The following is a 20,937-nucleotide window of genomic DNA, read 5'->3' on the forward strand; positions in this document are numbered from 1 at the left end:
TTTTGCGTCTGCTGCCCACAGGATGGGCATATGTGGAGTTTACGTGGCAATTGAACCGTCAGTGAATTTTCTGTAACATTTATAATAGAAAGGTCTTCCAAGTCTAAGAAAAGTGTAGTAAACTGAATATCGAGCATAAGTGATAACCCCTTTCGGTTAGTGTTGTGGTAACTTTAATTGTAAATGAGTTATTCACTTTATGCTCTATTTTTATGCAAAAAAATATGTTGGAATAAGCAATTTGTTTTTTGCTTACCCCAACATTTATTATAGAACCGTTATTTTTTATTTTTAACATCCAAGAGTTAGGGGCATAATTAATGCCTTTTAAATCATGCATGAATGCTTCGAGTGGAGTCATGGTATAGGTTGCTGTGGAAAAAGTTGCTGTTTCAAGCATAGAACCTGTTTTGAAGTCATAAACGGTTTGGCTCAACGTAATATAATATACATTTCGTTCCCGTTGTAATTTTGTAACAGATATTTCAGGGACAATTACCCAGCTATAATTGGCGGAGGCGGGAAGGTTTTTCCACTCAATAGGATTTTTTTCGTTAGCGATAGAAACCCCAGGTAAGTTGTTACGATACTCGTCCTTCATTGCTTCATGCATATACCAAAACTCTTTTGACAAAGCTTCAGGCAGATTGTTTTTTAATGGGGCAACATAGGCACCTGTTCCAACTGCGTTTTTCGGTACGTCGGATTTTATGAATTGAGGTTCATTTTGTAAGAGTTGATCGTGTTTATCATAATAATTTTTTATAGATGCATCGACATATTCTGTTATGTTATGAGGTTGGTCCCGATCTTTTGAACTTTTAAAACGTAGTTCTTTACCAAATTGTCTGTAGCCACCAACCAAGGTTTGTAGGATGCCTGTTACAGGATCGCCTGATACGATAACACGTGTTAAATTGAGACTTTTATCGTATTTAGCAGCAAAAGCGGCATTGCCAACGGCGGGGGCTCCGAAAGTAATGACTTTGATTTGCTCGGGATTAACTCCCATATTGAGAAGACTAGCTCCGGCTAGCGTAGCGGCAGCACCGCCTAAGCTGTGTCCAGTTAGATAAACTTTGCTATCTTTATTCGCTAAAAGCATCTCTACGAGAGATAGACCATCTTTGCCTTTGGTTGTAGCCTTTAGACCGGATTCGATAAAATCAAGAAAGCCTCGATGTACTTTGGGCAATGTGTCGGGGATATCTTTTTTTTCGGCGTTTGCTGTAAATGAATCTAAGGTATTGCCATCAAAATAGACTTTTTTGTATTGTAGGTCGAAACTTACATCTCCTTTTGTTTCTGTGCCGACAAAGGCTAAGAGATAGATTGGTTTTCCATCCCCAAAATCTTTCTTTGCTAAAAGGAAGCGAGCGCCATCTTGTCCTTGTTTTTGGACATAGCTGTCAATTTTCCAACCGTCTTGTTCAAGATAACTTTTTGTTACTTTACCAATTCTATCACTATAAGAAGCTGTGCAGGCTCCAGCTGATATAAAGACATCATGCGCCTCATTATAATCTTCAAGTACACTCGCCTGACTGACTAATGGTGTGAGCCATATCATTATTATGGTCCATAAAATTAACAAGAAATATTTCATCGCATCACCTACAAAAATTTTAACTTAAATTTAAGCTTTAATATTTTAAATTATACTTTATTTTTAACTGCAATACAAAATTTTTTACTTTGTATAAGTAAACCTCGTAATATATATTTTGTTATCATCATTGATAAAAATAGTTGGGGTTTATCGACGATTGTTTTTTAAACAATAATTCTTGATTTCGCTGCCAAACTAATACCCAATTACCTTTGATATCCATTTTAAAGCGATCTAAACTATCAGCGCTAACTAACATTAAAACGTGGTTTTTCTTTATAAGATCTTCTTCAGGGAAAAAAGGCATTACATTTTTACTGTTCCAACTCATGGCTTTTGGAATTAATTTATCTATATTTTGAGCTTTTTCTATACGGTAAATTTTTACTCCACTATAAAAAACGGCTGATGTATGGTATTCTCCATAACTGCCCACAATGGCATCTGATTTTTTAGAAGCGGCAACGATTACACCTGCGTCCTTTGCCGAATATTTCTGGCAATATGGAATTGCTACAAAAAACGTCAAAAGTGTATAAAACACAAGATTAAATATTAGCATCTTTTTAAGCAGAGGTTTGCGTTCTGCAAAAAAACGAGCAACTAAAATCGCAATAGGTAAAAAGGCTGGAAATGTATACGTTGTATATTTCGTTGCCACAATCTGATAAAAAACAAATACAACCAAAATCCAAATAACTAAAAATCCTGTTGTCTCATCAATTTTTGGACAAGCTCGCTTTGCCCACATTTTCTTTAAAACCAGAGGTAAGGTGAACGCCCATGGGAAAAACCCAATGATAAACATAACCAAATAATAATACCACACATTATCTTTTGGATGTTCAGAAACCGTAGCTCGTAAAAAATTGTGAACCCCTAAAAAAGTTTCCAGAAATATTTTGCCATGAATCATATACATAATATAATACCAGCTACCACCAACAAAAGTTAAAATCAAGGTTCCTACGGCGCATTTCATATGTTTTAATTCCGTAGTATTACGTTGCCATAACATAAAAACCACAATAATAAAACCTGGCAATAAAAAACCTATTGGACCTTTTGTCAAAGTAGCCAATCCTGCAAATAAGTAAGCGCCGTAGTAATATTGCTTTTTTTCACTACTATACGCTAAATAGAAACATACTAAAACCGCATTGAAAAATACAAATAGCGACATATCGGTAATAACTGCTTTAGAAATCAACCAATATTCAAAAGAGGTTTCTAATATTAGGGATGCAATGAAAGCAATTTTTGCATTATACAAATACCTTGTAAATGCATAGGTCCCCATAATACCGATAAGGCCCATCACTGCTGGCCAAAATCTGGCGGAAAATTCATTTATACCAAAAATAGTAAAGGCGGATGCAAGCTGCCAATAAAAAAGAATAGGTTTATCATACCAATACATACCATAAATTTGTGGAGAAATGTAATCTCCTGACTGTACCATTTCACTTGCCGTTAAAGTATAATTGGATTCAACAGGATCTGTAATATAAATTCCTTGATTTCCAAGGAAGAATAAATAAATTCCGATTGATAGAATAATAACAATGTGTTTTTTCGTAGACAAATGTTCCATACCTCCAATTGAAGTTTAAAATTATTTAGTGATTATACCCACTTTACCCTGCCAGTGGTGATTGTTTAGGCAGGGTATGGGTACAGATTTATATTTTAGTGATTTATGGTGTTGTTTTTTTCAAGCAATCATATGATTTTTATTAAGATTTATGGTTTGAATCCATGATATACCAAACAGCATACATGACGGGCAGAACCAAAAGCGTTAATATTGTTGCAAAAAATAGTCCGGAACCGATTGCAACGGCCATTGGTCCCCAAAACAGATTGGAGATGAGTGGAATCATTGCTAAAATAGCAGCTGCGGCTGTGAGTAGAATCGGGCGCAGGCGGGCTAATGTAGCATTCATGATCGCATCCCAAAGATTTTCACCAGCGGCAATATGCTGGTCAATTTGGTCAATTAGGATAATTGAGTTTCGCATAATGATGCCGGATAAAGCCAGTATGCCGAGCTGGACGGCAAAACCAATTGGTTTTCCCGTTAAGAAGAGGCCGATGGCAACTCCGATTAGGCCAAGGGGAGCGGTAAGCAGGGTTAAAATCATTTTTGATATGTTCTGCAATTGCAGCATCAAAAGAATCATAATGATGATAATCATTGCTGGGATAGGTGCTAAAAGCATTTTTGTAGCTTTTGCACTTTCTTCCGTGGCACCGTCGTATTTGATGCTATAGCCGGCTGGAAGACCTTCACGAACGCTGCGGAGATTTTTATATACCTGTTGTGTGATTTCAGCACCGCTTGCTCCAGGTTTTGTTTCAGCGCGAACCGTGACCGTTGGTTTTAAGTTACGACGGTAAATCAAATTGTCTTCCGTGGCGAATTTGATAGTGGCGATTTGGTCAAGCGGCACATACTTTCCATTGCCGATATGGATCGAAAGATCCTTGATGACGGAGGGATCATTTCTCGATTTCGTATCAAAACGAAAAATCATTGGAATGGTTCTATCTTTTTCACGGAACTCCGTAATGCTTGTTCCTGATAGTTCAGTTTGCAGAGTCGATGCTAAAGCCTCTGAGGTGATACCTAGTGTGCGGGCTTTATCTTGATCAACGTTTAGCTGCATGATTTTACTTTTTTCATTCCAGTTCATGCTGACATTTTTTGTGCCTGGATTATCGATCATAGTTGTCTCTACTTGTTTAGCTATGGCACGTACTTTGTCATGATCATAACCTTCGACACGAAGCATGACAGGATAATCAGCAGAGGTTCCTGTACTGATTACTTTTGTATGGACTTGTACATTGGGAAAGTCGTTTGCTAATAGTTTGCCAAGCTTTGTATTTAATTCACTGCGAGCATCGGTATCTTTGGCAACAATAACAAATTCGGTAAAATTAGTTTTATTCAATGTAGGGTCAAAAGTCAAGACAAATCTAGGAGCTCCTTCACCAACGTGATAGCTATAATAATCAATTAGAGGGTCATCTTGTAATTGTTGAGCAAATTTATTTGCAACGGCTTCGGTATTTTTTAGAGAAGCACCTTCCTGCAGCTTAAGTTGAACAATTAATTCAGAACGAGTTGATGCAGGAAAAAATTCTTCTTTTATCATCCCAAATAAACTAAGTGAAGCGATAAACACAATTACAGTCGTAGTTAATACAATTTTTTGATGTGTCAGACACCAGGAAAGTGCTTGCCCGAATAACGCATAAATTTTCGAATTGTAGGCAGCATGTTCCTTTTTTGTAGTTTCTTTGTGTGGAGATTTTATGAGCAAATAACCGAAGAGTGGTGTTACCATAGCGGCGACAATCCAGGATGCGATCAAAGCAATTGTAATCACGGTAAAAATAGATGAACAAAATTCGGAGGCACTGCCCTGCGCAAAGCCAACCGGGATAAAACCGGCACAAGTGATGAGTGTTCCTGTCAGCATCGGAAAAGCAGTAACGCTGTATGCATGGGATGCTGCACCAATCCGATCCATTCCTTGTTCGAGTTTTACGGCCATCATTTCAATTACGATCATGGCATCGTCAACAAGCAATCCAAGCGCAATAATCAAAGCTCCTAATGAAACACGCTGGAGTTCGATATTCATCAGATACATGACCGTAAAAACGATTGCTAAAACAAGAGGGATACATAGGGCAACGACGAGCCCGGAGCGTATGCCAAGACTAATAAAGCTTACAATGAAAATAATAAGAATGGCTTCAGCTAATGATTTTACAAATTCACTGATTGATGATTCTACAATATTGGGTTGGTTTACTGTTTGATGGATTTCGAATCCGGCTGGCAATTCTTTTTTTATTTGAGACATTGTTGTTTCTAAATTTTTCCCAAGCTTTAGAATGTTTTCGCCCGGTTCCATGGCTACTGTGATACCGATGGCTGGTTGACCATTGTAAAAGAATTTTGGGTCGGTCGGTTCAGCGTAAGAACGAGTGACTTTGGCAATGTCTTTTATTCGAAAGGTTCGTCCATTTGCCGTAATGGGAAGCGTTAGAATATCATCGGCTCGTTCGAACATTCCGGACAGACGCAGGTATACATCATCCGTTTCTGTTTGAAGCATTCCCGTGGGGGCCATAGCGTTTTGAGCTTGAATTGTATTGGTAATCAGAGCCGGGTCGATGCCCATCTGAGCCATTTTACTGTTTTCGATTTCAATGTAAATATTTTCAGTTTGTGTTCCGATGAGTTGAACTCTTCTTACCGTGGGAACGTCCAGAATGATTCGCCGTATTTTTTCAGATGTCTCCCGCATTTCTTCATAGGTATAACCATCACTGGTCAGAGCATAAACGATACCATATACTTCATCAATATGGTCATTGAACTGTGGCGATTGAACTCCAGCTGGTAATGTGGAAGCCATGTCGTTGACCATGTTGCGAGTCTCTAACCATTTGGAACGAATTTCTTTCTTTGGAACGGCATCTTTTAGGTTAACATAAATTACCGATTGTCCTGGGTTTGAGTAACTTTGTACATAATCAAGACCAGGCAAATCTTGTAATTTTTTCTCTATTTTATCCGTTACTTGTTCTTCCATTTGACGTGCAATAGCTCCTGGCCAGCTTACGCTTACAACCATTTGTTTAATCGTGAAATCAGGATCTTCCATACGCCCTAAATTTATATACGTGAATATTCCCGTGGTAAAAAAGAGTGCAATGAAAAAATAAATAAATTGTTTATGTTTCAGAGCCCATACGGCCAAATTGAAATTTTTCATAAAGTATCACCACCTGTGTTCACTTTTTGCCCCTCCTGTAATTTATGGACGCCAGCTGTTACAATACAGTCACCAAGTTGAAGCCCGCTTAGTACTTCGACGGTTTCGCTGCCGAAGTTACCGATTGTGACTGATTGAAGTATGAGTTGGTTGTTTTTTACCACCCAAACAGAAGTCGGTGTATTTCCATCCTGATAGATAGCTGCTAATGGAATTGCTATGGTTTGCAGCGCAGTTTGCGCGTTGATTTGAACGGAAGCTGTCATGCCTAGCTTTATTTGCTCTGGTGGATTCATTAAGTGAATGCGTACTTTAAATGTCCTTGTTGTTTGATCTGCCATGGGAGCTACTTCTCTTATTTGACCATTGATTGTTATCCCGGGAAGGGCCCAAAAGCTTGCTTGAATTTGTTCAGTTTTACGAAGGTATTCCATTTGATTTTCGGGGACATTTATTTCGATCTCAAGTTCACCAGTTGGAACGATCGTAACGACGGTCTGACCAGCACTAACTACTTGTCCGGTTTCAGCATTGATCGTTGATACAACACCAGTTTTATCAGCACGAAGAAGACTATATCCCATTTGATTGGCGCCTTGCGCATATTGGGCAGAAGCTTGCTGCAAACCGGCAACAGCTACGTTGTAAGCATTGACATATTGATCATATTGAGCCTGACTAATGGCGGCTTGATCCAATAATTGTCTGTAACGATTTAGATTGCTTTCAGCCAGCTTTACTTGTGATTGAGACGAAGCTACTTGTGCTGCATTATTATTTACAGTTTGCTGAATATCTTTGGCATCAATTTCCATTAATACATCACCGGCATTTACCAATGTGCCAAGTTCAACGTAGCGTTTACTAATTTTTCCGCTGACCTGAAAGGCAAGCTGGCTTTCATATCGACCGCGTACTTCACCGGAATACGTGGAACTTTGTTTCTCAGACGTAGTGCCAAGTGTAATCGTGCGAACTTTAACGATGTCTTCTGGGGTGGGCTGTGGTTTGTTGTAATTTTGAAGTATAAATACTGTGATAATGAATAGGATTACAATTCCTGCAATAATGAAGTAACGTTGCTTATTGAAGAGGTTTGTTAATTTTGCTGGTAGTTTCATAATGCGAGTACTCCTTTTAGCGAATATATATTTTTTTTTCATCTGGAAACATTAATTGAATACAATTCAATTAATGTTTCTAAAAAAACCGCTCATCCAAAACGAGCTTGGATGGCGGACTCCTACTGACTTTTAAAGTAGGATATGGATGGTATTATCTTTACAGTCAAGGGCTTTTTCTATCAACGATTCTGCCATTTGTAACCGAAATGCTAAAATATCAGCGGCAGTTTTTTGATAAAGAGCTTCACTTAAAAATTCTAGAATAACAAGAATATAACTAACGGTAGTTGGTGCATGCCTTGTGTGAAAGACTCGTTGGGAGAGGCCATCTTCAATGATTTTTAGCAGCCATGGCGAAAGTGTTACTTCTAGCTGGCGGAATAATTGAATCTTAAGATTTAGATTTTGGTTGTCATATAGAAGGTTTAGCAGTAATCCATCTTTATATGTTGCTTTGCGTAATACATTGCTTATCGTTAAAGAAATTTTTTCGGTGGGAGAGTTATTTAAGTCAATGATCGTTTTGATTTCGGTCATCAAGGAATCGGCATGCCGATCGAGCATCTTTTCTAATATTTCTTCTTTCGATTTGAAATAGTAATAAAGCATTCCTTGTGCGACACCCATTTTTTTTGTTATATCATTGATGGTTGTTGCATCATAACCTTTGGTGAAAAATAGATAATCAGCCACATCTAAAATTTCATTCATTCTAATACTGGGGTCTTGAGGAGTTCTAGGCATCTATAATACACCTCCATAATTTGAACTATATTCAAATTATAAATCATGAAAGGAAAGACTGTCAATAATAATTTTTTTGACGTATAAAATAGAGTTAAATCTTTATGAAAAAATCTGTATCTAAGAATACTGAAAAATTCATTTGTCTTATTATTAAATGAATTTAATAATAAGACAAAATATTCTGAAAAAAGTATTGCAAAATACAATTGCTTATGGTATATTGAACGTAACAGAAGAGCTGTTCGAAAGATACCAAATGGGTATCAAGATTTTAAGAGGATATTCGGATAGTTCCTCTGCAAAAACTACCAGAGCCATCCTAAATTAGTCTAAAAAACTAAAACACTAGTGGCAGGTATGTTTCCAGGCATCTATAGTGTAATGATTTGGCGACCCGAGAAGGAAAATCCTTTTTAAGAAGTTAAGAGATCATCGCAAGATGAAATTTAACCACAATTTTAGCCAGATCAAAAAGGAAGTGCCGCGATGACCCGTAGGAGAGCAATCTTCTGCGGGTCATTTTTATGAAACAGCATACGTGAATTCTATACCCAATCTTAGACTTTTCAAAGTCTTAGATTGGTTTTTTTGCAGCAAAAATGGAGTGCCACGCTAATTTTCAATTGTTTTATAGCAAGTCTATTGATGAAAATAATTTTTCTAAAGAGAGAAGGGAGCTGATTATAAATCGCGAATTTTAATATTAAAGTAACCAGATAATAAATAAGCGGAGGGATTGTATGGGACATTTGGGGAAAGTAAGTTTACTCATTGTCTTCCTTATAAGTTGTTTGACTGGACTCGCAGCATTATTTATAAATATGCAAAACCTATCAGATGTAAAAATGGAGACCGAAAAAAATAGTTACGGAATTTTACCGGTGAATACTATGAAACAGGATACTTTGTATGATATGGCACGAAAAAATATCTTGGTGCTTAATTCATATCATGCAGATATGCTATGGGTTCAAGCAGAGGAAAAAGGTATTCGATCAATTCTGGGAAATGACACTAAAATACGCTTATATTTTGATTATATGGATACAAAGCGAAATATAAGTAATGAATATATGAAAAAATTTTACGAACTTTATTTGGAAAAATGTAAAAATACTCATTTTGATGCGGTGATTGTTACAGATGATGCTGCCTATCGATTTGTTTTGGAACATCAACAAGAACTATTTCCTGATATTCCAATTGTTTTTTGTGGTATTAATTTTTTTGAGAATCGTGAAATACAACGAAATCCATGGGTTACTGGCGTTGCAGAAGTGACAGACATGAAGCGAACGGTCAATGCAGCATTGAAACTCCACCCGAACGTCAAGAAAATTGTATTTATCAATGATGAAAGTGATGCAGGAAAAGTCAACCATCAGCTTTTGGTGAAAATAATGCCGGAATTTATCGATCGAGTAGAGTTTACATTATTCGAGAAGATGACCATGCCAGCGCTTTTGAAAAAAGTTTCTGCATTAGATAATGATAGTCTAATTGTTCTTATGACTTTTAATGTAGATGAGGATCAAAAGATTTTTAGCTATGAAGAAAGTGCGGATTTGATTGCAGCAAAAAGTAAGGTTCCGATCTATTGTACTTGGGATTTTTATTTGGGACATGGTGTTGTTGGTGGGATGATGACAAGTGGTTATACACAAGGGGAAAAGGCCGCACAGTTAATGCAAAAGATTCTTTATGAAGGCCGTTCACCGGCAGATATTCCTTTTGTGCTAGAAAGTATTAACCATTATATGTTTGATTATAATGAAATGAAAAAATTTGGTATACAGCAATCCATGCTTCCCGCTGGAAGTATTATTGTTAATAAACCCGTTACATTTTATGAAACCTATAAAAACTTGGTATGGGCTGTGGCAACGGTTGTTTTGGTCTTGCTATTTATGGTTATCGTGTTAGTTATGAATATAAGGTATCGCAGGCGGGGGGAAGAAAAGATCCGTCAATTAAATGCAGCATTGGAATCACGTGTTTTGGAAAGAACCCATGATTTACAGGAAACAAATAATAAGTTGACAGCTACTTTGGTCGATTTGAAACAGATGCGAACACATCTAATCGAGGCTGAAAAAATGGCGTCTCTCGGGGAATTGGTGGCAGGGGTTGCACATGAAATTAATACTCCAGTGGGAAATAGCATTACAGCAATTTCTCATTTGGACACCAATAATAGTGATTTTAACAATAAATTTTCAATGGGAACCATGAAAAAATCTGATTTAGAAAATTATTTAGCGGTAGTTCACAGTGTAGTGAAAATTGTTTTTACAAACTTGACTCGGGCGGCAGAGTTAATTCGCAGTTTTAAAAAAGTAGCGGTAGATCAATCTTTGGAAGAACGGCGAATTTTTTGTCTGGACGAATATATGAATGATATATTGATCAGTTTGAAGCCTCAATTAAAAAAAACACGGCATAAAATGATCTTTCATTGTCCGGCAGATATTACTGTGTATTGGGACCCGGGCGCCCTGTGGCAAATAATGGCGAATTTATTGAGTAATTCATTGTTGCATGCTTATGAGGAAGATTCAGAAGGGATAATTGCGATTGATGTTTATAAGGATGGAGAATATATACTTATAAAGTATGCTGATGATGGTAAAGGAATGCCGCCGGAAGTTCAAAAAAAGATTTTTGAACCGTTTTTTACAACGAAAAGAGGATCTGGCGGGTCAGGACTCGGAATGAACATTGTATATAATCTGGTTGTTTTTAAAATGAATGGAACGATTGAGTGTAACAGCAATCTCGAGGTTGGAACGGAGTTCATTATTAGGATTAGGAATACGGAGCAAGATAAGGGGTGATGTTATGCAAGATGACGCTATAATATTTGCGGAAGAAAATAATATAGAAAATTACGAGATTCAAGATGTTTGGAAAGTATTGATTGTCGATGATGAGCCAGAGGTACACTCTGTTACAAGGCTGGTATTGGAGAACTTCGTTTTCGAAGAGAAGAAAATTGAGTTAATCAGCGTATATTCGGCAGAAGAAGCAAAAAAAATACTTAAAGAACAAGACGATATTGCTCTTATTTTGCTGGATGTGGTAATGGAACGAGCTGATGCAGGGCTCCAGTTGGTGCGCTGTATCCGTGAAGAAATTGCCAATAAAATGGTTAGAATTATATTAAGAACAGGTCAGCCTGGGGCAGCTCCGGAAGCCAGAGTTATTGTTGAATATGATATCAATGATTACAAAGAAAAAACGGAATTGACGGCACAAAAATTATTGACTACGGTGATAGCAGCATTGCGTTCGTATCGTGATCTATTAATTATTGAAATGAATAAAAATGGGTTGGAAAAAATAATTCAAGCCTCTCCTGAAATTTTTCGTATGCAGTCTATGCAGAATTTTGCCGCTGGTGTATTGATGCAACTGACAGCAATGCTGAAATTAAGCGAAAATAGCCTATATTTAAAGGTGTCAAGTTTTGCGGCTACATGTACCAAAACGGGGGCCATTGATATATTAGCAGCTACGGGGGCTTTTTCTGGAAAAATAGATGCCGATATAAATATATCGGATGATATAAAAAATAAGCTCGATATCGTATTAAATGCTCAAAAAAGCATGTTCTTTGTTGGGTATTTTGTTCTGTATTGGCGCAGTATAGCAGATAATTTTTATTTGATTTATATGGAAGGGACCCCAAAGATTAGTGATTTGGATAAACGGTTATTAGATATTTTTTGTTTGAATATTTCAGCAGCCTTTGAAAATTTAAAATTACATGTGGAAATGTATGATGTGCAAAGAGAAGTTTTTTTTCGGCTGGCAGAAGTAGCAGAAAGTAGATCAAAAGAAACGGGAAATCATGTAAGACGAGTCGCCGAATATGTAAGTTTATTAGGGAAAGCGTATGGATTATCAGCGAAGGAAGTCGATATGATTCATTTGGCGGCACCGATGCATGACATTGGAAAACTAGGGATACCGGATGAGATTTTAAATAAACCAGGTAAGTTAACGGATGGAGAATTTGAAATTATAAAAAAACATACGCAAATAGGTTATGATATGCTCGATGGTTCAGAGCTGGAAATGCTCAAAGTTGCAGCCATTATTGCACAACAGCATCATGAACGTTATGACGGGACTGGGTATGGATGTGGATTAGCAGGAAAAGACATTCATATTTATGCTAGAATAACGGCTGTTGCCGATGTTTTTGATGCGTTGGGGAGCAATCGAGTATATAAGAAAGCATGGCCGTTGGACAAAATCATTCATTATTTTGAACAAGGACGTGGCAGCCAGTTTGATCCTGAAATTGTGGATCTGCTTTTCGAACATTTGGAGGAGGTACTTAAAATTCGCGATACCTTTGGTGAGTGACCAAAAAAAGAGGCTGTGGTACTAAGCACATAATTCTAATAAATATGCTTAGTACTACAGCCTCTTTTTTGAAGTTATTCTTTAGAATCGTTGTTGTAAGGACAGTTTTGATAATTTCCAGTTCCATTGCCACGTTGATAACAGCCACCGCGGAATGAATCTCGGTCTTGATTGTTGTTATTTGCAGCTGCGAATACTGGTACAGCAAATAAAATAGCCAGAGCCGTTGTGAGTAAAATTTTCTTTGTCATAAAAATACCTCCTGTTTTTATATAATACATAAACTATATTTATTCTATTTCTTTTTTTATCGTTTGATATTCTTCACTCGTAAGTTCACCTTTTGCATAACGTGATTTTAGTGTTTCTAATGCATTTGAGGGCATATTTGTTGATTTATGAGGTGGGAACACCGCCTTAAACATCCAAATGACTGCCAAAAAAATTATTGCAATAAAAGCGAGGTGAGTAATCATTCCGAGCCCGAACCCAAACCAGCCAAAGCCTCCACTGGCTCCATATCCAGCTCCATATCCCATCATTTTGTTGCACCTCCTTTGTTCTTGAGTTCATTATACCGCATAACTATGGAGATATTATGGAGAAACTATGTGTTTTTAATGTATATTGAATGGCAAAGTTAAGCGGAAGATGCTGCCTTTATCTAGTTCACTTTGAACGGAAATTTTGCCTTTGTGGGTTAAGGCCATTTGCTGAACTAGTGCCAGTCCCAAGCCGGTTCCGCCGCTTTGCTTGGTTCGGGATAAATCGACTCGATAAAAATAGTCAAAGATATAGGGAAGATCCTCTTGGTCAATCCCAATTCCTGTGTCGATAACTTCGATAATCGTACTTGTCGAATTTTGTGTGGCGATGACTTGAATGCTGCCTGTATTGGTATAACGGATTGCATTGATAATCAAGTTGTAAATAATTTGTTGAACCATTGTAATATCCGCTTTTATTGGTGCTAACTGCGTTTTAATAGTACAGGTAAGGGATAAGTTTTTGTCGACAGCTAAAGGCTGGCTTTTTTGAACAATTTGATATAATATACTGCCAATGTCTATTTCCTGAAATTCAGGTTTTAGTTGACCCGCTTCCAAAAAAGATAAATCTCGCAGTTCTTCGACCAATTTTGTCAGGCGATCGACCTCTTCTGATAAAGAATCCATTTGTTCTTTATCGGGTGTGATAACGCCATCAGCAATGCCTTCCAGATTGGCTTTTAAGATAGTTAATGGTGTGCGCAGCTCATGGGCAATGCCGGCAAAAAAACGTTGTCGCAGGACCGTCGTGGATTTGAGCTTTTTAGTCATTTCATTAAAGGCGGCAGCCAGTTGTCCTAGTTCATCTTTTCGTTGAATGATAACGTTGGTATCAAGATTGCCAGCTGCTACGGATTTTACAGCCTTGTTTAGAGTAAGCATCGGACCTGTGATGCTGCGGGCCAGATAATAACTGATTATGGCGCCAAGCCCTAACATTATACTGCCAACAAAGAAGAGCGAATGTTTTAACGATCGTAAAAATTCTTGTTCGGGCAATCCCATTGAAGCGGGCTGCAGCATACCGTGATTCATCATACCGTGCATTCCGCCATGCATCATCTCGCTCATAGTCAAATAGGAAGCAAAAATTTGGGCTATTTCATGGTTCACGACGATAATAAGTGCCAGGAGGATTGCTCCGGTGGTAATAAAAACGGTAAGTGTTACGCGTATTAATAATTTATGCATGTTGTTCACCGGTCAATTTATAACCGACACCATAAATAGTTTTAATGTAATAAGGATCTTCTGGTAATGCCTTTAGTTTTTTGCGTAAATTTTTAATATGAGAGTCAACGGTTCGTTCATAACCTTCAAAGGAGTAACCTTGTATTTTTTCGATGAGTTGAAGGCGGGAAAATAATTGTCCGGGATGGCTTAAATATAATTCGAGAATTTTATATTCAGTTGGTGTCAAGTCAATGGGGGTGTTGGCTACGAAAACACTATGGTTTTTCTTATAAAATGTTAGTTTTCCCATTTGTAAAGGCACTTCTGTGTTTATTGGGTGTTCAGTGGGGTTTATGCGACGCTGGATAGCCCGGATACGGGCTATAACTTCTTTGGGGCTGAAAGGTTTGATTACATAATCATCAGCACCTAATTCCAGCCCGATAATACGATCACTTTCAGCATCACGGGCTGTAAGCATTAAGATGGGTATATTACTGCTGCGGCGGATTTCTTTGCAAACACCGAAGCCATCAAGTTGCGGCAGCATAAGATCAAGTAAAATAATATCAGGCTTTAAGTGTAGTGCCTTGTCAACAGCCGCTACCCCATCATTGGCAGTTATTACGGTATAGCCATCTTTTTCTAAATAGGCCGTTAATACTTTTACTATCTTTATATCATCATCAACAACTAGGACTTTCATGTAATTCACCTCGTGATTTTTATAATGTGGGGATTTATTATATTAATCCAGTATATAATATTGATTTTATAATGTATATGCTATTGTAGGAGTGGTAACTAAAAATACAGCCAGCATCATCGACGCTGGCTGTATTTCGGAACCGCAGAGTTTAAATTTCTTCATATTCGGTGTAGTGGCATACCGGGCATGGAGGAAGAACATCATCGGGGTCATCCAATGTAAGCAGTTCACCGCATTCGAGACACTTGTAAGTTCCGATGCCTGGCTTTTCACCAGCTTTAAACATAGATATCACCTCCAGTGTTTTTTATGAAAAATCTTGTTGATTAAGTTGGAAATTCGCGAAAAAACAATAAATACCTGCAAGCTTTATGGAAGATTCTTTAACGGATCGATAAATTTTAAAAGTGAAAAAATTTTAAATATGGTATACTATTTATGTGATTTAAAGTGTATTTTTGAACAATTCATAGGAAAGAAAGAAGGGTGTTTATGGAAGAAAACAAGATCGTTACGAAGCAGGCTTTGCTTACAATTTCAGCGGGTAAAAGACTCATTGCAAAAGCAGTCAGCTCGCTTGCTCAGATACAAAAAGCTTTAGAAAATCATACAATTATTATTGTTGCTGGGACGACCAATGGGTATGTTGCGGAAGAGCTATTGAACCAGATTGATCAGTTGGGTGATTTTTCGCGAGATACATTTTTTCGTGGTGTGACAACAAAGCCGGGAAAGAATGTAGTGAAGGGGGCTTATTTTGCCAAAGATATTGTACTTAAAAAAGGAAAATGGATCAAAGGGGAGAACGTTTTTACGTCGGCACCTCAACTGGGACCGGGAGATATTATCCTAAAAGGCGGCAATGCGGTGGATGCAGCCCGCAAAGAGGTTGGAATCCTGATCGGACATCCTGAAATAGGAACTAGTGCACCTATATTGCAGGCGGTTATTGGCAGAAGAGCTGAATTGATACTGCCGATTGGTCTTGAAAAAAGAGTTTTTGGGGACATTGGGACAATTGCAGCTAAACTCAATGCAACAAATGCCAGTGGTGTGAGAATGCTTGCTGTCAGTGGTACGATTGTAACGGAATTGGACGCACTGGAACATTTAACCGGAGTGTCTGCTGAGCTTGTTGCATCAGGCGGCATTTATGGTGCGGAGGGCAGCTACTGGATTGCTGTTACTGGTCGTGTAGATCAAGTGGGTCAGGCATTGGCGCTTACGAAATCAATTGCGGGAGAGCCTGCATTTGGGGTGTAAGTTTTGATTTGTGATGAAAAATAAGGAGACGATGTAAATGAGAATTGCTATGGCAAATGACCATGCGGGGCATGTATTAAAAGAAGAAATAAAAGATTATTTACAATCTGAAGGACATGAAATAGTCGATTTTGGTACATATAATGAAGAATCTTGTGATTTATCAGATTTTGTTTATCCGGCGGCAGTGGCTGTGGGAAAAGGTTCTGTTGAACGGGGGATTTTTGTTGATGGCGTTGGTTATGGCAGTGCGATGATTGCAAATAAGATTCATGGTGTTTACGCCGCGGTTTGTCAGGACCCATTTTGTGCGCAATTAGCACGGCAGCATACAGATTCTAATGTTTTATGTATTGGTGGTAAAATTATCGGTAGTGTTTTGGCAATGGAAATTGTAAAAACATGGATGCATACAGAACACCAGGGGGCTGTTGAAAAATATGCTAGACGAGTACAAAAGGTAAAAGACATAAATGATAAACACCTCAAGCCCTTAGACTAGATGGGCTGGGGTTCTATATGGATGTTCCTGGGAACTCACTCGTTAATAGTATAATAAACTAACAAATAGTTAATACTTATTTGTATGTAGAAAAATAAGAAGAAATTATTTGCAAAAAACCTATATTTGTTTTACAATGGAGAAAGAGAATTTAAAAATAAAATTGGAGGGCTTGACAATGGCACAAGAAAGAAAATTTTATGTTTGTAAACTATGTGGGAATATCGTTGGTATGATTCATGTTGGCGGAGGAACTTTATCTTGCTGTGGACAACCAATGCAGGAATTAGTGGCGAATACTTCAGATGGTGCTACGGAAAAACATGTTCCGGTTATCGAAGCACAGGGAAGCAAAGTTACGGTTAAAGTTGGTAGTGTAACCCATCCAATGTTACCAGAACATTGGATTCAATGGATTTATCTGCAAACTGAAAAAGGTGGACAACGTGTTGACCTTAATCCAGGTGAAGAACCTGTAGCACATTTTGTTTTGGCAGAAGGCGATAAAGTTGTTGCTGCTTATGAATATTGTAATTTACATGGATTATGGAAAGCATAAACGCTTTTGTTTTGTTGATTAGTTTCTAATATACATAAAAAGAAGCCGTCTCGGAATTACTTCGAGCGGCTTCTTTTTTTATTGTATATTTCCGTTAAGATCCATGGTGACTATGCGAAGGGGAATGTCTTTGCCACTACTTTTAATGGCTTCTTTAACGGCGTATTCAATTCCGCCGCAGCATGGTACAATCATGCGCGTTACGGTTATGCTGTTTATGGTGTTTAGACGCAAGATTTCAGTGAGCTTTTCACTATAGTCTATCATATCGAGTTTTGGACAGCCGATGACAATGGAGTGATTTTTTATGAAGTCATTGTGAAAATTGCCATAGGCAAAAGCTGTACAGTCGGCAGCAACGAGTAAATCACTATCTGCAAAAAAAGGTGCATTAGGTGCGACAAGTTTGATTTGTACTGGCCACTGGTTTAGTTGAGATGATGAAGCTGGAGCAGCCGGGGCCAAAACTGCTGCTTTTTGTCGGCGTTGGTTTTCTTTTACGGCAGCATCATCATATGCTAATGCTTCGCGTTCTTCGAAGGAAATCGCATCGGTGGGACAGGCTGGGAGGCAGTTACCCAGTCCGTCACAATAATCATCACGAATCAGCTTTGCTTTGCCGTTTACAATGGCAATTGCACTTTCGTGGCAAGCCGTTGCACAAAGTCCGCAGCCGTTGCATTTATCAGTATCAATAGTTATTATTTTTCGTATCATAGTAGATTGTATCTCCTTTAAAATTTTATTTGGTATGAGGCTTTCTTTTTGTTAATTCATATAGTATCATACATATAGAGTTCTATACAGTTGCAAATGCAACGTAGTGATATTTGTCTTAAAATAAATTTTTAAATATATAAGTATAGGAGAAAAATTATGCGTAGTGTTTTTGATATTATCGGGCCGATTATGATTGGACCGTCTAGTTCACATACAGCCGGGGCTGTGCGGCTGGGGTTGATTGCCAGAAGAATTCTTGGCGAGGAACCTGTGAAAGTAGAGATTAATCTGCATGGGTCTTTTGCGCGTACGTATAAAGGACATGGTACAGATAAAGCATTGATCGCGGGTGTTTTAGGTTTTGCCACAGATGATGAACGGATAAAAGATGCATTGCTATTAGCTAGTGCAAAAAAAATAATATATAATTTTAAAAAAGTAGATTTAGGTACAGTTCATCCGAATACTGCTGTTATTTATTTGACAGGTATCAATGGTCGGACAACACGTATTATTGGGGCTTCAGTCGGGGGGGGCAATATTTTAATTACGAATATTGATGGGTATGATGTGGAACTTACAGGGCAATATCCGGCACTTATTACAATTCACCATGATTGTCCAGGTGTTATTACGAAAGTGACAAGTATTTTAGCAAAATATGCAATCAATGTTGCTTTTATGCGTGTTTCAAGGCAAAGCCGTGGTGCGGAAGCTTTGATGATTCTTGAGGTTGATGATGTCCTGACAGAGGCAGTTGTGGCTGAATGCCAGATGGTAGATGAGCTAGAAAATGCTTTTTGCATTCCAGCAATTTAGAGGAGAATAATATGATGAATTTTAAATGTATAGAAGATTTAGTACAGCAGTCTGAGCTGAGAAAACTGCCGATTTATGAATTGATTTTACAGTATGAAAGCGAAAAATCACAAATGGAGCGAGCTGATATCTTGGCCGCTATGAAAAAGAATTGGCAGGTTATGAAAGCCTCTGCTGAAAAAGGAATTGCAAATCAGGAGAAATCAAATAGTGGATTGGCCGGTGGTGATGCAAAAAAAGTAAGTGAGTATTTAGAACAAGGTTATATGGGGAAGACCGTTCTAAAAGCAGCGGCTTATGCAATTGGTATCAGTGAAGTCAACGCTGTAATGGGGAAAATCGTAGCATGTCCTACTGCCGGATCATGCGGTATTCTACCGGCTGCGATCTTAGCCGTGGCGGAGCAAAAAAAATTCACGGAGGAGCAGATTCTTAATGCTTTATTTACAGCAGCTGGAATTGGCATGGTTATCGAGCAAAATGCTTCAATTTCAGGTGCAGAAGGTGGCTGCCAGGCAGAATGCGGATCAGCAGCAGCAATGACAGCAGCTGCTTTAGTTGAACTGGCTGGCGGGTCACCAGAGCAAGTTGCGCAAAGTGTGGCATTGGCTTTGAAGAACTTGCTGGGGCTGGTTTGTGATCCGGTGGCTGGGCTTGTGGAAGTACCTTGCGTAAAACGCAATGGATTTGCCAGCATTTATGCGATGCTGGCTGCAGACATGGCGATGGCTGGTGTGCAGTCGATGATTCCGGTGGATGAGGTTATTGATGCGATGTATCAGATTGGCAATGCTTTGCCTAAGTCGCTTCGAGAAACAGCTGAGGCGGGGCTTGCGGCATCTCCAACGGCTCGTCGATTGGAAAATACGTTGTATGGGAAAACTGAATTATAAAGAATTGGAACATTTTTGGTGAAGTTGGAGGATGTTATGAAGAGTTATAGTGATTTTTTAGTTGATGTGGCTTTGTTTGCGAACATAGAAAAAGACAAGATAGATGGTATGCTGGATTGTTTGGGCACTATTAAACGAAGTTATAAAAAAGGAGAAACAATTTTTCTATCGGGTGATCCTGTTTTGGGTGTGGGAATTCTTATGAGTGGCAGCGTACAGATTAGTCAGGAAGATATATTGGGCAATCAGACAATACTCGGACAAGTGCTCGCCGGACAGATTTTTGCGGAGACGATTGTTTGCGCGGGTGTTGAGCATTCACCTGTTACAACGATGGCACTTCTTGATTGTGAGATTTTATTCTTGCAATTCAAGCGACTCGTAACAACTTGTACTTCCGCTTGTCAATTTCACTCACAACTTATTGAAAATATGCTGCAAATTTTGGCTCAGAAAAATTTAATTATGAATAGAAAAAATAGGTTGTTATCACAACGAAGCATCCATGAAAAATTGAATCAATTTTTTATGGATATGATTGAGCAACATGGTGGTTACAAATTTAAAATTTCTTTTTCTCGCAATCAATTGGCGGATTATTTGTGCGTAGATCGTAGTGCTTTATCAAGAGCACTGAGCAAAATGCAGCAAAATGGCAAAATAAATTTCAAGAAAAATGAATTTGAAATAATAAATTTATAAAAAGTATTGACAGGAGAAACATAAGATTGTATTATAAATATCGTTGCCGTTGACGAAACATTCGCAGCGTACAACGAGCGTACGTGTTGACAAGAGGATGTCCTTCTGTTAATATAATAGAGTTGGTTCTAGACAATCAACGGCGTTCTTTGAAAACTAAACAATGTAGAAAACAAAAAGATATATGTACACCAACATGTATCAAGCCAGATGTGCGGTTTTCGAACGCTTGCGTTTGAAAACAACAACTAACAATTTCTTTTAACAAAAAAGATAATTAGATTTTTAAAGAGCCTATCAAGGTTCTCTAATATAATTTATTGGAGAGTTTGATCCTGGCTCAGGACGAACGCTGGCGGCGTGCTTAACACATGCAAGTCGAACGGAGTATTTTATTTCGGT

Annotated in this window: 19 protein-coding genes and 1 rRNA gene; 9 read left to right on the forward strand and 11 right to left on the reverse strand. The window is 38.1% G+C overall.

Features of this window, described 5'->3' with window-relative positions:
• Window positions 1-103: 103 nt before the first annotated feature.
• The 5 genes from F606_RS0119195 to F606_RS0119215 form a co-directional block, all read right to left on the reverse strand.
• The gene (locus F606_RS0119195; RefSeq protein ID WP_019555508.1) at window positions 104-1,606 is read right to left on the reverse strand and encodes a lipase family protein; all 1,503 of its coding nucleotides are present in this window, start codon (window positions 1,604-1,606) and stop codon (window positions 104-106) included.
• A 127-nt stretch (window positions 1,607-1,733) separates the two neighbouring features.
• Complete coding sequence (locus F606_RS0119200) at window positions 1,734-3,203, reverse strand: ArnT family glycosyltransferase (protein ID WP_019555509.1); 1,470 nt, start codon at window positions 3,201-3,203, stop codon at window positions 1,734-1,736.
• 142 nt (window positions 3,204-3,345) lie between these two features.
• Complete coding sequence (locus tag F606_RS0119205; RefSeq protein ID WP_019555510.1) at window positions 3,346-6,405, reverse strand: efflux RND transporter permease subunit; 3,060 nt, start codon at window positions 6,403-6,405, stop codon at window positions 3,346-3,348.
• Window positions 6,402-7,526 carry an efflux RND transporter periplasmic adaptor subunit gene (locus F606_RS0119210; protein ID WP_019555511.1) on the reverse strand — a complete coding sequence of 375 codons (1,125 nt, stop codon included), beginning with the start codon at window positions 7,524-7,526 and terminating at the stop codon, window positions 6,402-6,404. Before F606_RS0119210 ends, F606_RS0119205 begins: the two co-directional genes overlap by 4 nt.
• A gap of 132 nt (window positions 7,527-7,658) precedes the next feature.
• Window positions 7,659-8,273 (reverse strand): TetR/AcrR family transcriptional regulator, encoded by a 615-nt coding sequence (locus tag F606_RS0119215; protein ID WP_019555512.1) that lies wholly within the window; start codon window positions 8,271-8,273, stop codon window positions 7,659-7,661.
• Between the two features lie 743 nt (window positions 8,274-9,016).
• On the opposite strand from F606_RS0119215, the gene F606_RS0119220 reads away from it, so the two are divergent.
• A complete protein-coding gene (locus tag F606_RS0119220; RefSeq protein ID WP_019555513.1) occupies window positions 9,017-11,110 on the forward strand; it encodes a sensor histidine kinase in 2,094 nt (697 codons plus the stop codon).
• Window positions 11,111-11,114: 4 nt separating this feature from the next.
• A complete protein-coding gene (locus F606_RS0119225) occupies window positions 11,115-12,647 on the forward strand; it encodes a DUF3369 domain-containing protein (RefSeq protein ID WP_019555514.1) in 1,533 nt (510 codons plus the stop codon).
• Between the two features lie 74 nt (window positions 12,648-12,721).
• Here F606_RS0119225 and F606_RS23300 read toward each other — a convergent pair whose 3' ends face one another.
• From F606_RS23300 to F606_RS0119250, 5 genes are all read right to left on the reverse strand, one after another.
• A complete protein-coding gene (locus tag F606_RS23300) occupies window positions 12,722-12,898 on the reverse strand; it encodes a hypothetical protein (protein WP_019555515.1) in 177 nt (58 codons plus the stop codon).
• A 39-nt stretch (window positions 12,899-12,937) separates the two neighbouring features.
• Window positions 12,938-13,189 (reverse strand): SHOCT domain-containing protein, encoded by a 252-nt coding sequence (locus tag F606_RS0119235; protein ID WP_019555516.1) that lies wholly within the window; start codon window positions 13,187-13,189, stop codon window positions 12,938-12,940.
• A 75-nt stretch (window positions 13,190-13,264) separates the two neighbouring features.
• Window positions 13,265-14,386, reverse strand: a complete 1,122-nt coding sequence (locus F606_RS0119240; RefSeq protein WP_019555517.1) for a sensor histidine kinase — start codon at window positions 14,384-14,386, stop codon at window positions 13,265-13,267.
• The gene (locus F606_RS0119245; RefSeq protein WP_019555518.1) at window positions 14,379-15,074 is read right to left on the reverse strand and encodes a response regulator transcription factor; all 696 of its coding nucleotides are present in this window, start codon (window positions 15,072-15,074) and stop codon (window positions 14,379-14,381) included. The genes F606_RS0119240 and F606_RS0119245 overlap by 8 nt, the downstream gene beginning before the upstream one ends.
• A 151-nt stretch (window positions 15,075-15,225) precedes the next feature.
• A complete protein-coding gene (locus F606_RS0119250; RefSeq protein WP_019555519.1) occupies window positions 15,226-15,363 on the reverse strand; it encodes a zinc ribbon-containing protein in 138 nt (45 codons plus the stop codon).
• Window positions 15,364-15,569: 206 nt separating this feature from the next.
• On the opposite strand from F606_RS0119250, the gene F606_RS0119255 reads away from it, so the two are divergent.
• The 3 genes from F606_RS0119255 (at window position 15,570) to F606_RS0119265 (ending at window position 17,401) form a co-directional block, all read left to right on the forward strand.
• A complete protein-coding gene (locus F606_RS0119255; protein ID WP_019555520.1) occupies window positions 15,570-16,340 on the forward strand; it encodes a sugar phosphate isomerase family in 771 nt (256 codons plus the stop codon).
• Between the two features lie 37 nt (window positions 16,341-16,377).
• A complete protein-coding gene (locus F606_RS0119260; RefSeq protein WP_019555521.1) occupies window positions 16,378-16,842 on the forward strand; it encodes an RpiB/LacA/LacB family sugar-phosphate isomerase in 465 nt (154 codons plus the stop codon).
• A 178-nt stretch (window positions 16,843-17,020) separates the two neighbouring features.
• Window positions 17,021-17,401 carry a desulfoferrodoxin gene (locus F606_RS0119265; RefSeq protein WP_019555522.1) on the forward strand — a complete coding sequence of 127 codons (381 nt, stop codon included), beginning with the start codon at window positions 17,021-17,023 and terminating at the stop codon, window positions 17,399-17,401.
• A gap of 78 nt (window positions 17,402-17,479) precedes the next feature.
• On the opposite strand, the gene F606_RS0119270 is transcribed toward F606_RS0119265, so the two are convergent.
• Window positions 17,480-18,118 (reverse strand): ATP-binding protein, encoded by a 639-nt coding sequence (locus tag F606_RS0119270; RefSeq protein ID WP_019555523.1) that lies wholly within the window; start codon window positions 18,116-18,118, stop codon window positions 17,480-17,482.
• A gap of 159 nt (window positions 18,119-18,277) precedes the next feature.
• Here F606_RS0119270 and sdaAB point away from each other — a divergent pair, with 159 nt between their 5' ends.
• The 4 genes from sdaAB to F606_RS0119290 form a co-directional block, all read left to right on the forward strand.
• Window positions 18,278-18,940 (forward strand): L-serine ammonia-lyase, iron-sulfur-dependent subunit beta, encoded by a 663-nt coding sequence (sdaAB, locus tag F606_RS0119275; RefSeq protein ID WP_019555524.1) that lies wholly within the window; start codon window positions 18,278-18,280, stop codon window positions 18,938-18,940.
• Window positions 18,941-18,951: 11 nt separating this feature from the next.
• Window positions 18,952-19,833, forward strand: coding sequence for an L-serine ammonia-lyase, iron-sulfur-dependent, subunit alpha (sdaAA, locus tag F606_RS0119280; protein ID WP_026329501.1), 882 nt, complete (start codon window positions 18,952-18,954; stop codon window positions 19,831-19,833).
• A gap of 36 nt (window positions 19,834-19,869) precedes the next feature.
• Window positions 19,870-20,535, forward strand: a complete 666-nt coding sequence (locus tag F606_RS0119285) for a Crp/Fnr family transcriptional regulator (RefSeq protein ID WP_019555526.1) — start codon at window positions 19,870-19,872, stop codon at window positions 20,533-20,535.
• A gap of 317 nt (window positions 20,536-20,852) precedes the next feature.
• A 16S ribosomal RNA gene (locus tag F606_RS0119290) occupies window positions 20,853-20,937 on the forward strand; the annotation flags it as partial.

The organism is Propionispira raffinosivorans DSM 20765, assembly GCF_000381065.1.
GTDB lineage: Bacteria > Bacillota > Negativicutes > Selenomonadales > Selenomonadaceae > Propionispira > Propionispira raffinosivorans.

Bases quoted from the DNA above. Each gene is read 5' to 3' on its own strand.
- F606_RS0119285 (WP_019555526.1), top strand. From the start codon at position 19,870: ATGAAGAGTTATAGTGATTTTTTAGTTGATGTGGCTTTGTTTGCGAAC.
- F606_RS0119260 (WP_019555521.1), top strand. From the start codon at position 16,378: ATGAGAATTGCTATGGCAAATGACCATGCGGGGCATGTATTAAAAGAA.
- F606_RS0119255 (WP_019555520.1), top strand. From the start codon at position 15,570: ATGGAAGAAAACAAGATCGTTACGAAGCAGGCTTTGCTTACAATTTCA.
- F606_RS0119225 (WP_019555514.1), top strand. From the start codon at position 11,115: ATGCAAGATGACGCTATAATATTTGCGGAAGAAAATAATATAGAAAAT.
- F606_RS0119210 (WP_019555511.1), bottom strand. From the start codon at position 7,526: ATGAAACTACCAGCAAAATTAACAAACCTCTTCAATAAGCAACGTTAC.
- F606_RS0119195 (WP_019555508.1), bottom strand. From the start codon at position 1,606: ATGAAATATTTCTTGTTAATTTTATGGACCATAATAATGATATGGCTC.
- F606_RS0119240 (WP_019555517.1), bottom strand. From the start codon at position 14,386: ATGCATAAATTATTAATACGCGTAACACTTACCGTTTTTATTACCACC.
- sdaAA (WP_026329501.1), top strand. From the start codon at position 18,952: ATGATGAATTTTAAATGTATAGAAGATTTAGTACAGCAGTCTGAGCTG.
- F606_RS23300 (WP_019555515.1), bottom strand. From the start codon at position 12,898: ATGACAAAGAAAATTTTACTCACAACGGCTCTGGCTATTTTATTTGCT.
- sdaAB (WP_019555524.1), top strand. From the start codon at position 18,278: ATGCGTAGTGTTTTTGATATTATCGGGCCGATTATGATTGGACCGTCT.
- F606_RS0119235 (WP_019555516.1), bottom strand. From the start codon at position 13,189: ATGATGGGATATGGAGCTGGATATGGAGCCAGTGGAGGCTTTGGCTGG.
- F606_RS0119205 (WP_019555510.1), bottom strand. From the start codon at position 6,405: ATGAAAAATTTCAATTTGGCCGTATGGGCTCTGAAACATAAACAATTT.
- F606_RS0119270 (WP_019555523.1), bottom strand. From the start codon at position 18,118: ATGATACGAAAAATAATAACTATTGATACTGATAAATGCAACGGCTGC.
- F606_RS0119215 (WP_019555512.1), bottom strand. From the start codon at position 8,273: ATGCCTAGAACTCCTCAAGACCCCAGTATTAGAATGAATGAAATTTTA.
- F606_RS0119200 (WP_019555509.1), bottom strand. From the start codon at position 3,203: ATGGAACATTTGTCTACGAAAAAACACATTGTTATTATTCTATCAATC.
- F606_RS0119245 (WP_019555518.1), bottom strand. From the start codon at position 15,074: ATGAAAGTCCTAGTTGTTGATGATGATATAAAGATAGTAAAAGTATTA.
- F606_RS0119250 (WP_019555519.1), bottom strand. From the start codon at position 15,363: ATGTTTAAAGCTGGTGAAAAGCCAGGCATCGGAACTTACAAGTGTCTC.
- F606_RS0119220 (WP_019555513.1), top strand. From the start codon at position 9,017: ATGGGACATTTGGGGAAAGTAAGTTTACTCATTGTCTTCCTTATAAGT.
- F606_RS0119265 (WP_019555522.1), top strand. From the start codon at position 17,021: ATGGCACAAGAAAGAAAATTTTATGTTTGTAAACTATGTGGGAATATC.